General features: G+C 73.6%; 11 protein-coding genes. 3 read left to right on the forward strand and 8 right to left on the reverse strand.

Annotated elements, in window-relative coordinates:
- Positions 1-26 precede the first annotated feature (26 nt).
- Genes ABTZ03_RS26865 through ABTZ03_RS26875 form a run of 3 tightly spaced genes read right to left on the reverse strand, consistent with a single transcriptional unit; the run spans position 27 to position 2,835 of the window.
- Entirely contained in the window at positions 27-722 is a 696-nt protein-coding gene (locus tag ABTZ03_RS26865; protein ID WP_400928138.1) for a response regulator, read from the reverse strand.
- Positions 719-1,957: a MacS family sensor histidine kinase gene (gene macS, locus ABTZ03_RS26870; RefSeq protein WP_350515643.1), complete on the reverse strand. Its 1,239-nt coding sequence runs from the start codon at positions 1,955-1,957 to the stop codon at positions 719-721. The genes ABTZ03_RS26865 and macS overlap by 4 nt, the downstream gene beginning before the upstream one ends.
- A 35-nt stretch (positions 1,958-1,992) precedes the next feature.
- On the reverse strand, positions 1,993-2,835 hold the full coding sequence (locus tag ABTZ03_RS26875; protein ID WP_350515644.1) for a lysophospholipid acyltransferase family protein: 843 nt from the start codon (positions 2,833-2,835) through the stop codon (positions 1,993-1,995).
- Between the two features lie 176 nt (positions 2,836-3,011).
- Here ABTZ03_RS26875 and ABTZ03_RS26880 point away from each other — a divergent pair, with 176 nt between their 5' ends.
- Together ABTZ03_RS26880 and ABTZ03_RS26885 are read left to right on the forward strand one after the other, a co-directional pair.
- Positions 3,012-3,806, forward strand: a complete 795-nt coding sequence (locus ABTZ03_RS26880; RefSeq protein WP_350515645.1) for an alpha/beta hydrolase — start codon at positions 3,012-3,014, stop codon at positions 3,804-3,806.
- 10 nt (positions 3,807-3,816) lie between these two features.
- On the forward strand, positions 3,817-4,575 hold the full coding sequence (locus tag ABTZ03_RS26885; protein ID WP_350515646.1) for a hypothetical protein: 759 nt from the start codon (positions 3,817-3,819) through the stop codon (positions 4,573-4,575).
- A gap of 31 nt (positions 4,576-4,606) precedes the next feature.
- Here the strand turns inward: ABTZ03_RS26885 and ABTZ03_RS26890 are convergent, their stop codons facing one another.
- From ABTZ03_RS26890 to ABTZ03_RS26910, 5 genes are all read right to left on the reverse strand, one after another.
- Positions 4,607-5,359: an endonuclease/exonuclease/phosphatase family protein gene (locus ABTZ03_RS26890; protein ID WP_350515647.1), complete on the reverse strand. Its 753-nt coding sequence runs from the start codon at positions 5,357-5,359 to the stop codon at positions 4,607-4,609.
- Between the two features lie 281 nt (positions 5,360-5,640).
- A complete protein-coding gene (locus tag ABTZ03_RS26895) occupies positions 5,641-6,582 on the reverse strand; it encodes an ROK family glucokinase (RefSeq protein ID WP_350515648.1) in 942 nt (313 codons plus the stop codon).
- 192 nt (positions 6,583-6,774) lie between these two features.
- Complete coding sequence (locus tag ABTZ03_RS26900; RefSeq protein ID WP_350515649.1) at positions 6,775-7,179, reverse strand: DUF5304 family protein; 405 nt, start codon at positions 7,177-7,179, stop codon at positions 6,775-6,777.
- A gap of 93 nt (positions 7,180-7,272) precedes the next feature.
- Positions 7,273-8,445 carry an ArsA family ATPase gene (locus ABTZ03_RS26905; protein WP_350515650.1) on the reverse strand — a complete coding sequence of 391 codons (1,173 nt, stop codon included), beginning with the start codon at positions 8,443-8,445 and terminating at the stop codon, positions 7,273-7,275.
- Between the two features lie 24 nt (positions 8,446-8,469).
- On the reverse strand, positions 8,470-8,904 hold the full coding sequence (locus tag ABTZ03_RS26910; protein WP_350515651.1) for an SRPBCC family protein: 435 nt from the start codon (positions 8,902-8,904) through the stop codon (positions 8,470-8,472).
- 347 nt (positions 8,905-9,251) lie between these two features.
- On the opposite strand from ABTZ03_RS26910, the gene ABTZ03_RS26915 reads away from it, so the two are divergent.
- Positions 9,252-11,045 carry an AMP-dependent synthetase/ligase gene (locus ABTZ03_RS26915; RefSeq protein ID WP_350515652.1) on the forward strand — a complete coding sequence of 598 codons (1,794 nt, stop codon included), beginning with the start codon at positions 9,252-9,254 and terminating at the stop codon, positions 11,043-11,045.
- Positions 11,046-11,214 lie beyond the last annotated feature (169 nt).

Here is an 11,214-nt window from a genome sequence, read left to right on the forward strand (position 1 = left end):
TTGCCCCCGAGGCCCGCCCGACTTCGTCAGAGCTCCTCGTCCAGCCCCTGCTCGATCGCGTACCGGACCAGCTCCACCCGGTTGTGCAGCTGCAGCTTGCCCAGGGTGTTCTGCACGTGGTTCTGCACCGTCCGGTGCGACAGCACCAGCCGGTCGGCGATCTGCCGGTACGACAGGCCCTTGGCCACCAGCCGCAGCACCTCGGTCTCCCGGGCGGTCAGCTGCGGGACGGCCGGCGCCGAGGCCGGGGCCGGCTCGGTGGCCAGCCGGCGGAACTCGCCGAGCACCAGTCCGGCCAGGCCCGGGGTGAACACCGCGTCGCCGACGGCCGTCCGCCGCACAGCGTCCAGCAGTTCCTCCCGCCCGGCCGACTTCACCAGGTACCCGGTCGCGCCGGACTTCACCGCCTCCAGCACGTCCTGGTGCTCACCGCTGGCCGACAGCACCAGCACCCGCACCGCCGGGTCCTGGGCGACCACCTGGCGGCACACCTCGGCGCCGGACAGGCTCGGCAGGTTGAGGTCCAGCACCACCACCTGCGGCGAGCAGGCCCGGGCCCGGCGCACCGCCTCCTCGCCGTCGCCCGCCGTGGCCACCACGTCCAGACCCGCCTCGGCCAGGTCGCGCGAGACGGCGTCCCGCCACATCGGGTGGTCGTCGACCACCATCACCCGCACCGGCCGTTCGGCGGCGGGCTGGTCGGTCATCGGCTGGTCGGTCATCGGGAGGCCTTCCTCGGGACACGCAGTTCGACCTCGACGCCCTCCCCGGGCGCCGAGTACAGCTCGGCCGTACCGCCGAGGTCCAGCACCCGGCCGCGGATCGACTGGGAGACGCCCAGCCGCCCGGCCCGCTCCGCCTCGCCGAGCCGGCCGGGGGCGAAGCCCGGACCGTCGTCGCGGATGCTGACCGTGACGGCCTCCGGCTCGTCCTCCACCAGGATCCAGGCCCGGGCCGAATCCCCGGCGTGCCTGCGGACGTTGTCGACGGCCGCGCCGACCGCCGCGGCCAGCTCGCCGGCCGCCGGGCCGGGCAGCAGCACCGGGGTGCCGGGGGCGGAGAGCGTGATCCGCTCGTCGGCGTACCGGCGCAGCAGCGCGGTGAGGTCGCTCGGCCCGGCGGGGTCGGGCGCGTCGGCCGGTTCCGCCGCCGACTGCCGCTGGGCGGGCAGCGGGCCACCGGTCATCAGCGCCCGCAGCGCGCGCTCCTGCTCCCCGGCGAGCCGGCCCAACTCGGCGAAGTCCGTACCGCCCCCGGAGCCGCTCCCGGTGCCGCCGGCCAGCTCGGCGCCCCGGCGCTGGACCAGCGCGAGTACCTGGAGCACGCCGTCGTGGATGTCCCGGGAGAGCCGCTCGCGCTCCCGGGTGGCCGCCTCGACCTGGAGCGCCCGGGTGAGGGTCGCCTCGCTGGCCCGGGCCAGTTCGATCACGTAGCCGATCGCGCAGCCGGCCACCAGCAGCAGCACGATGTTGTGCACGTTGTCGCCGGTCGGACCGCCGTGGCCGAGGATGTTGGCGACCCCGATCACCGCACCGGACGCCGCCGCCGGACGCCAGCCGCCCTTGGCGGCGAAGCCCAGCACCGTACCGGCCGCCCAGATGGTCGGCAGGGTGGGCGCACCGTGGCTGATCCGGGCCGGGGAGTCGGTCATCCCGCTCATCACGATGCCGGTCACGGCCAGGGTCAGGTCGAAGCCGAGCACGTACCAGCTGCAGCGCTGCGGGTTGGCGAAGGCCCTGGTGCTGGCGAGCGTCCAGAGGATCAGCGCGCCGAAGTAGATCCAGCCCGCGACCGGGTGCAGGAAGTGCAGGTAGGAGTTGAAGTACCGGAGCAGCGCGTAGCAGAGGGCCAGCACCCGGAAGTAGGAGATCGCCTTCCACAGCGGGAGCTCGACGGACATCCCGCCGGCCGCCACCGCGCCGCCCACCGAACCGCCCGCTCTCGCGCCCTCCGCCATGCCCCCGGCCCCTCCCCTGGACCCGACCGGGTCGGTCAGGCCGACCCGGTGTCCTTCTGCTCCTGCTGCGCGGACCCGTCGGCCCCGGCCGCCTTCTCGCTCTCGGCCGCCTTCTCGGCCTCGGCCGCCTCCGCCGCCTCGGCCTTCTCCGCCTTGGCGGCGGCCCGGCGCTCGGCGTCGGCCTTCTTCTTGTCCTCGGCGATCTGCCGCTTGGCGGCGGTCGCGTAGATGTCCACGTACTCCTGGCCGGAGAGCCGCATGATCTCGTACATCACCTCGTCCGTCACCGAACGGAGGATGAAGCGGTCGTTCTCCATGCCGTGGTAGCGGGAGAAGTCCAGCGGGCGGCCGATCCGGATGCCGGGGCGGATGCCGAAGCTCGGGACCACCTGGCCGGGCGGCTGCACCTTCTCGGTGTCGATCATGGCGACCGGGATGACCGGGGCGCCGGTGGCCAGCGCGACCCGGGCCAGGCCGCCGACCTTGCCGCGGTACAGCTTGCCGTCGGGCGAGCGGGTGCCCTCGGGGTAGACGCCGAACAGCTCGCCGCGGTCCAGCACCGCGATGGCGCTGCGGATCGCGGCCTCGCCGGCGCCGCGCACGCCCGAGCGGTCCACCGGCAGCTGGCCGACGCCCTTGAAGAAAGCGGCGGTCAACCGGCCCTTGAGGCCCGGCGTGTTGAAGTACTCGGCCTTCGCGATGAAGGTCACCCGGCGCTTGATCAACGCGGGGAAGAAGAACGAGTCCGAGAAGGAAAGGTGGTTGCTCGCGATGATCGCCGCACCTTCGGTGGGGATGTTCTCCTCACCCTCGATCCACGGCCGGAAGAAGATCCGAAGCAGTGGCGCGACGATCATCTTCATCAGTCGGTAGAACAACCCGGGCCTCCTGTTATGCGGACCGGTCGATCCTAATGCCCCGCGACGGTCGACTGTGCCCGGCCCCGCCGTAGGGGGTGTACGTCCCGGCGCGGCGCGTGGGACGATGCGGATTCCTGCAGCTCCCCTCCCAGCGTCACCTCCCCCAGCGCCACCCGCCCGCGAAGGAGTCCGCCATGCCGCTGCTGCCCGGTGCCGAACCGTACCGCCACCGCGGCGGACCGGTCGGGGTGCTGCTGTGCCACGGCTTCACCGGGTCGCCGCAGTCGATGCGGCCCTGGGCCGAGGAGCTGGCCGCGGCCGGGTTCACCGTCTCGCTGCCGTTGCTGCCGGGGCACGGCACGCGTTGGCAGGACATGCAGGTCACCCGGTGGGAGGACTGGTACGCGACGGTCGAACGCGAACTGCTGACCCTCGCCGAGGAGTGCGAGCAGGTCTTCGTCTGCGCGCTGTCGATGGGCGGTTCGCTGGCGCTGCGGCTGGCGGCGGAGCACGGCCCGACGGTCTCCGGGCTGGTGCTGGTCAACCCCTCGGTGCGCTCGGACACCCCCGCGGGCGTGCTGCTCCCGGTGCTCCGGCACCTCGTCCCGAGCGTGCCCGGGATCGCGAACGACATCCACAAGCCGGGCGTGCGGGAGCTCGGCTACGACCGGACGCCGCTGCACGCCGCCTGGTCGCTGAGCCGGCTCTGGCAGGAGGTCCAGCGGCGGCTGCCCGAGGTGACCCAGCCGGTGCTGCTCTTCCACAGCCCGCAGGACCACGTGGTCTCGCCGGCCAACTCGGAACTGGTGCTGGCCCGGATATCCTCGACCGATGTGACCGAGCGGCTGTGCCAACGCAGCTTCCACGTCGCGACGCTGGACCACGACGCGGCGGAAATATTCGCGGCGAGCCTGGACTTCATCCGACGGCTGGCTCCCGCACTCGCGGCGGGCGCCGACAGGGCCGAATCCGACGATCACCATGGCTGAAGGGCCGGAAGTGCACGAGAGCAGCACGACGGGCGGCGGGGACGACAAGCCCCGCGAGGACGGCGCGCGGACGGACGGGGTGCCGCAGGACGCCACCGTCCACGGCGACGGCACGGTCCAGGACGGTACGGTCCAGGGCGCCGCGGCGGCGTCCCCCGCGGGCACCGACGGCGCCGCCGAGGAGGCCGTCGAGGCGGACACCCCCGTGGAGCCTCGCCCGCGCCGCAGCGCCCCCGAGCGCACCCAGGCCGAGCAGGACGCGATCTTCGCCGCGCTGGTCGCCCAGTTCGACGACCCGGTCGACCTCACCAACCCCAACTGGCCCGAGGTCGAGAACCTCCGGGCGCAGAACGAACTCAAGGGCGGCTTCAAGGACGGCTCCGGCCCCAAGGAGGGCCGGGGCGAACCGGACGACCTCGCCGACCTGGCCCCGCAGCCCCGCCCCCGCTCCGGCCGACCGGTGCTCCCGGCCGGGAGCACCGGCCCGCGCGACTTCGAGCTGGCCGAGGACCCCGACGAGGGCCACTTCGTCCCGCCGGAGCCCCCGCCGCTGCCGCCCGCCGACGTGACCGCCAAGTTCGCCTGGCTCGCGGTGCTCGGCGGCCCGTTGCTGCTGCTGATCGACGCGGTGGTGTGGCGGGAGATCGCCGGTTGGCCCGCCTGGGTCGGGATCACCGCCTTCCTGGGCGGGTTCGTCACCCTGGTCGCCCGGATGAAGGACCGCGACGAGGACGAGCCGGAGGACCCGGACCACGGCGCGGTGGTCTAGGTGTACTGACCACAGAGGTTGGTGACGGGGTTCACGGTCGGCCCTCCGGCAGTTCGAGCACGGCCAGCACCGGCAGGTGGTCGGTCGCGGCCCGCAGGTCGGCCCCGGTCACTCCGGGCAGGCCGTGCGGCACCCCGCAGCCGAGCACGGTGATCCCGGGCGTGGCGAAGACGGCGTCGATCCGCTGGTAGGGGTTCTCCGGTACGGAGGTGAACTCGCCGCCCCAGGGCGCGGTCGGGTACCCGTCCCACATCCGGGAGGCCAGCAGCTGCCAGCCCGGCCCGTCCGGGTGTTCGTTGAAGTCCCCTGCCACGATGCCCTGTTCGGCGATCGTGAGCTGGTCGAGCAGCAGCTCGAACTGCCCGTACCGCTCCTCGGGGTCGAGGCTGAGGTGGCAGCTGGTGACGCCGAACGGTGCGCTCCCGGGCAGCCGGAGCAGCGCGGTGGCGAAACCGCGGGCGTGCAGGCCGCGGGTCTTGGGCAGCAACCGGTCGTGCACGCCCAGCAGTTCCACCGCGCCGGGCCGGCCCAGCAGCAGCGGGCCCGCGGCGGTCCGACCGCCCCCGGACAGCACGACCGTCCCGGTGCTGCGGGCCAGCCAGGCCGCCTGGCCCTCGGGGCGCCAGTAGCGCGGGGACTCCTGCACGCAGACCAGGTCGGGCGCGCAGGCCCGGATCACCCGGGCGAGCGCCCGCCGGTCGTCGCGCAGCGAGCGGATGTTGTAGCTGAGCAGGCGCAGTCGGCGCGGGCCGCCCGGCGGCGGTTCGATGGGCGCGACGGTCATCCGTGGTCCTCCCCTGTGCGGTGTCACCACGGAGGACGGTAGTTCCTGATGCGACGGTGGCGGCGCAGCCGGGATCGGTCGGGGCCCGGTCGCGCCGCCACCGGCGGGTCTCACACCCCTGCGCCGCAGTACCGGCGAAGGGGGAATCACCCCCCTGAACCGAAGGGGCGCGCCGGTGCCGAAAGGAAGGAGGGCCCAGCTCCCGACGAAGGAGGGAGTGACGTGCCCGACGACCGTCGGCACCGGGTCCGAGCGCCCCGGCGGCGAAGGGGGAATAGCTGTCAGGTGCGGGCGAGGTCCGCCGCGCCGACGATGCCGGCCGCGGAGCCCATCGAGGCGAGCACGACCTCGGCGCGCGGGCGGTGCACCCCGCCGGTCAGGTAGTGCTCGAAGGCCTTGGCCACCGGGTCGAGCAGCAGCCGGCCGGAGTCGGAGACGCCGCCGCCGAGGACGAAGACGCCCGGGTCGAACAGCGCGGCCAGGTCGGCCATGCCGCGGCCCAGCCAGTCGGCGAGCTCGGCGTAGCACTCCAGGGCGAGCGGGTCGCCCGCCTCGGCCGCCTCGGTGATGTGGATGCCGCGGATGGTCTCGGCGACGCCGTCGTTGAGCTCCAGCATCCGCCGGCCGCGCACCGGGTCGGCCGCCGCCTTCTCCCGGCCGTAGCGGCGCAGCGCCCGCCCGGAGCCGTACTGCTCCCAGCAGCCCTTGCCGCCGCAGCCGCACTGCAGGCCGTCCGGGACCATGTTGAGGTGGCCGATCTCGCCGGCCACGCCGAAGCGGCCGCGGTGCAGCCGCCCGTCGAGGACGATGCCGCCGCCGATGCCGGTGCCGACGGTGATCAGCACCATGTCCTGGTGGTCGGCGGCCGCGCCGAAGCGGAACTCGGCCCAGGCGGCGCAGTTGGCGTCGTTCTCGACCACCGTGGACAGGCCGGTGAGCTCCTCGATCCGCCCGCGCAGCGGCTCGTTCTCCCAGTCGATGTTGGGCGCGAAGATCACCGTGGAGCGGTTGCTGTCGACGAAGCCGGGGGCGCCGACGCCGACGGCGGTGACGCCGGGGTGCTGGTCCTTGAGTTCGCGGACGGCCTGCGCGATGGCGTCGACCGCCCACTGGGGGTCGGCCGGGGTGGGCACCCGGGTCCGAGCCAGGATCGCGCCCGCCTCGTCGACCACACCTGCCGCGATCTTGGTTCCGCCGACATCGACGCCGATGGTCAGAGCCATGTGTCCCTCAGCTATTCACTCGTTCCCGCTGGACGGAACGGTACCGCCCAACCCTGCCCCCGTACACAGCCTCGCATACATTATCCGAAGACAATTCCGGGAAAGCCGGGCCGCGACGCTTCAAAAGTCGTATCTAATCTCCATCTTCGTGACGTAAGAGAGCAACGCGGTCACGCTGCGAAAGTTACGGATTCACTGCTTGGCGGACGGCCCGTCAGCCTCGTCGGCGCCCTCCGCCCGGCCCGGTGCGTCGAGGTCGATCTTCTCCACCGGCGCCCCCTCCCCGGAGGTCCAGCGCTGCTCGTGCCCGGCCACCGCGGCCCGGTAGGCGGCCAGCAGTTCGGCACCCGCGGCGGCCAGCCCGGAGCCGGCCGCGGCGAGGTGGGTGTAGACCTCCGGCTGCTGGGTGCGCAGCCGGTCGGCCAGGCCGGAGAGGGCGATCAGGGTGGTGGCGCTCGCCTCCTGGGCCTTCTCGCCGACGGCGTCGGCGAACCGGCGGACCTCGTCCACCAGCGGGCCCAGTTCCGGCCCGAACGGGTGCGACGACCCGCTCCCCTGCTCGCCGCCGGGCTCGGTACGGTCGTCGGTGCTGGTCATCGCGGGCGCCTCCTCAGCCGTGGCCGCACCCCGCGGCCCTTCGGCCCGACGCTACCCGACCGGCCGTACCGGGCCGAAAGGCCGGAAGGCCCGTCAGCCCTGCGGCCAGAGCGCCGGGTCGGGCGCGAACCGCACCGAGAGCACGCCCTCGTGCAGGCCGGCCCCGGCGACGGTGCAGCGGCGCAGCGCGGCGGGCAGCGGGAGCACCCGGCGGTGGGCGCCGAGGCCGATCACCAGGTCGTCGCCCCGGCGGACCAGGTCCAGTCCGGACCGGTCGGCGCCGGGCAGGTCGAGGTGCCAGACCAGCAGGCCCTCCTCGGCGAGCCGGTCCTCGACCGGCCAGGGCTGCGGTTCGAGCCGCTCGGGGCCGGGGCCGTCCCCGTACAGGCGCTCGGCGACGGCCTCCAGGGTGCCCTCGGCCAGGCCGGTGACCAGCACCGGGGCGTCGGTCTCGGCGGCGAGCCGGTCCAGCTCCTGCTGCCGGCGGCGGGCCAGCTCGGCCAGCCAGGGGTCGGGCGAGGCGACGGCGGCCGGGGGCAGCGCGCCGTGCACCACGACGGCGTCCGGCCGGTGCCCGTACAGCGCGAGCCCGGCCCGGACCCGGCGCAGCTGCTCGTACGGGTGGCCGTCGGCGGAGACCACCAGGCGCACGCTGGTGCCCGGGTCGCTGATCGCGGCGCGGGACTCGGCCAGCACCGCGGCGGCCTTGGTGCGCCCCTCGTACAGCCACTCGGCGGGCATCGGGACGCCGGCCAGCCCGGCCAGCAGCGGGCGCAGCGCCCGGGCGGCCTGGCGCTGCTCCGGGACCAGCCGGTCCAGGTAGCGGGTCAGCTGCTCGGGCAGGGCGAGGGTGGCGATCAGCTCGGCGGGGGCCGGGGCGAGCACCACCAGGACGTCGTGGTCGGCGGCGGGCAGGGCGCGCAGCAGGGCGAGCCGGGCGATGCCGGGGAGGGCGGTCAGCTCCTCGGGGTCCAGCTGTTCGGCGCCGAGCAGGTCGAGGGCGGGCTTGAGCCGGCCGGTGAGCTCGCCGACGGCGTAGCGGAAGGCGGCCTGCTCGTCGATCCGGGAGACCGTCAGGCCGGGCGCGTAACCGTACGGTTCGGGTTCCAGGCGGATGCCGAGCGCGGAGTCCAGGGCGCGGTGCGGGTCGTCGGCGGCCAGCAGCCAGGTGCGGTGGCCCTGCCCGGCGGCGTGCAGGGCGGTGGCGGCGGCCACGGCGGGCGCGCCCGTGTCGCCGCTGACCAGGATGGTGCGTGTCGCGGTCATGCCGTCAGCCCCCGTTCCGCCGTGTCAGCCCTCGACGCGCTTCTTCAGTCCGGCCAGCGCGCGGTCGATGATGACCTTCTCGGCCTTGCGCTTGATCATGCCGAGCATCGGGATCTTGACGTCCACGGCGAGCTGGTAGGTGACCTCGGTCCGACCGCCGGCCAGCGGGGCGAGGGTGTAGGAGCCGTCCAGCGAGCGGAGCATCTGGCTGCGGACGAGGGTCCAGCCGACCTCGCGGTCACCGTCCCAGGTGTAGGCGAGGACGTGCTCGTCGCGGATGGCGCCGGCGTCGAGCAGCAGCCGGACCTTCGCGGCGCGGCCGTCCTCGCCGGTCTCCAGGACCTCGATCTCCTTGACCTCGCCGGTCCAGGCCGGGTAGGCGGCGAAGTCGGCGATCACGGCCATGACCGTGGCCGGGGTCGCGTCGATGGTGATGCTCGACCTGGTGTGCTCCGCCATGGAATGGCCCTCCGCGTCGTCCCTCTGGCTGCCGGTCCGGGTCGAGGCGCGCTCGGCCCGATCCGCCCGGAGCAGGCTATCGCGACCGGCGATCGACTCGGCCGCGCGGGCACCGGGGCGGGCCGTCGGGGGCACCGGCCGCGGGCCGTCCGGGCCGGTCGGCCGAGCATGCTACCGGCCGGTCACCAACGGGCTGTCGTAGGGTGCCAGTCGAACGACCCGGTCACGGCCTGGTCCGACCCGGCCGGGTGTGACACTTCGAACACCGGGGCCGACCCCCCTGGTCGAAGCTGCCTACCGGGCAGTAACGTCCTGCCGTCCCGCAGCGTCGCGAACGAGGAGCAGTCTTGCTCGACTTCAGCCTTCCGGCCCTCTACCAGGTACCGAGCGGCGGTAACCTCGCCGACCCTGTGCACCGGAACGCCGAGGAGCACCCGGACGTCGCGGTGCTCAGCCGGAAGGTGGACGGCCGCTGGCAGGAGTTGACCTCGGTCCAGTTCCTCGCCGAGGTGCACGCCGCCGCGAAGGGCCTGATCGCCGCGGGCATCGGGCCCGGCGACCGGGTGGGCGTCATGTCCCGCACCCGGTACGAGTGGACGCTGCTGGACTTCGCGATCTGGACGGCCGGCGCGATCACCGTGCCGGTGTACGAGACCTCCTCCGCCGAACAGGTCGAGTGGATCCTCGGCGACTCGGGCGCGGTCGCCGTCATCACCGAGACCACCCAGCACGTCCAGGTGCTCGGCGAGGTCCGCGACCGGCTGCCGGAGCTGAAGCACACCTGGCAGATCGAGGACGGCGCGCTGGCCGCGCTCGCCGAGGCCGGGCAGGACGTCCCGGACACGACGGTCCACGAGCGCCGCTCGATCGCCGGCCCCGACTCCATCGCCACCATCGTCTACACCTCGGGCACCACCGGCCGCCCGAAGGGCTGTCAGCTGACCCACGGCAACTTCCTGGCCGAGTGCGGCAACGTGGTCGAGCGCCTCGCCCCGCTGTTCCGCACCGGCGAGAGCTCCGTACTGCTTTTCCTGCCGCTGGCCCACGTGCTCGCCCGGATCGCCGAGATCGCCCCGGTGATGGCCCCGATCAAGCTCGGCCACGTCTCCGACATCAGGGACGTCACCGCCGAGCTGGCCGCCTTCCGGCCGACCCTGATCCTGGGCGTGCCCAGAGTGTTCGAGAAGGTCTACAACACCGCCCGCGCCAAGGCCCAGGCCGATGGCAAGGGCAAGATCTTCGACAAGGCCGCCGACACCGCGATCGCCTACAGCCGGGCGCTGGACGCCGGCGGCGCGGGCTTGGTGCTGCGGCTCAAGCACGCCGTGTTCGACAAGCTGGTCTACAGCAAGCTGCGCGCCGCCCTCGGCGGCCGGGCCACCCACGCCATCTCCGGCGGCGCCCCGCTCGGCGAGCGGCTCGGCCACTTCTACCGGGGCATCGGCTTCACCGTCCTGGAGGGCTACGGCCTCACCGAGACCTGCGCGGCCACCGCCTTCAACCCGTGGGACAAGCCGAAGATCGGAACGGTCGGCCAGCCGGTCCCCGGCGCCTCGGTCCGGATCGCCGAGGACGGCGAGGTCTACTTCAAGGGCCCGCACGTCTTCACCGGCTACTGGAACAACCCGCAGGCCACCGCCGACACCCTCAAGGACGGCTGGATCGCCACCGGCGACCTGGGCGCGCTGGACTCCGACGGCTACCTGACCATCACCGGCCGCAAGAAGGAGATCATCGTCACCGCGGGCGGCAAGAACGTCGCCCCGGCCGTGATCGAGGACCGGATCCGGGCCCACGCCCTGGTCGGCGAGGTCATGGTGGTCGGCGACCGCAAGCCCTTCATCGCCTGCCTGGTCACCGTCGACCCGGACTTCTTCCCGAAGTGGAAGGAGCTCAACGGCAAGCCCGCCACCGCCACCGTCGCCGAGCTCGCCGACGACCCGGACCTGCTGGCCGCCCTGCAGTCCGCGGTGGACGACGGCAACGCGGCCGTCTCGCACGCCGAGGCGGTCAAGAAGTTCCGCCTGCTGGACGCCGAGTTCTCCGAGGAGAGCGGCCATCTGACGCCCTCGCTGAAGCTCAAGCGCAACGTCGTGCTGAAGGACTTCGCCGCCGAGATCGAGGCGCTCTACAAGAAGTGACCGGAGCGTACGGCGAAGGGCCCCGGGATCCCCCGGGGCCCTTCGCCGTGACCGGCCCGCCGGCAGGACCTAGCTGTACTGACCACAGAGGTTGGTGACGGGGTTCACGGTCGGGTGGTCTTGAAATGAGTAAGGGCCTTCTGGCTCGGTGTGGATTGCGACATCTGCA

The organism is Kitasatospora sp. NPDC096077 (assembly GCF_040303245.1).
Taxonomy (GTDB): Bacteria; Actinomycetota; Actinomycetes; order Streptomycetales; family Streptomycetaceae; genus Kitasatospora.

Bases quoted from the DNA above. Each gene is read 5' to 3' on its own strand.
- ABTZ03_RS26905 (WP_350515650.1), bottom strand. From the start codon at position 8,445: ATGACCGCGACACGCACCATCCTGGTCAGCGGCGACACGGGCGCGCCC.
- ABTZ03_RS26880 (WP_350515645.1), top strand. From the start codon at position 3,012: ATGCCGCTGCTGCCCGGTGCCGAACCGTACCGCCACCGCGGCGGACCG.
- macS (WP_350515643.1), bottom strand. From the start codon at position 1,957: ATGGCGGAGGGCGCGAGAGCGGGCGGTTCGGTGGGCGGCGCGGTGGCG.
- ABTZ03_RS26910 (WP_350515651.1), bottom strand. From the start codon at position 8,904: ATGGCGGAGCACACCAGGTCGAGCATCACCATCGACGCGACCCCGGCC.
- ABTZ03_RS26895 (WP_350515648.1), bottom strand. From the start codon at position 6,582: ATGGCTCTGACCATCGGCGTCGATGTCGGCGGAACCAAGATCGCGGCA.
- ABTZ03_RS26900 (WP_350515649.1), bottom strand. From the start codon at position 7,179: ATGACCAGCACCGACGACCGTACCGAGCCCGGCGGCGAGCAGGGGAGC.
- ABTZ03_RS26865 (WP_400928138.1), bottom strand. From the start codon at position 722: ATGACCGACCAGCCGATGACCGACCAGCCCGCCGCCGAACGGCCGGTG.
- ABTZ03_RS26890 (WP_350515647.1), bottom strand. From the start codon at position 5,359: ATGACCGTCGCGCCCATCGAACCGCCGCCGGGCGGCCCGCGCCGACTG.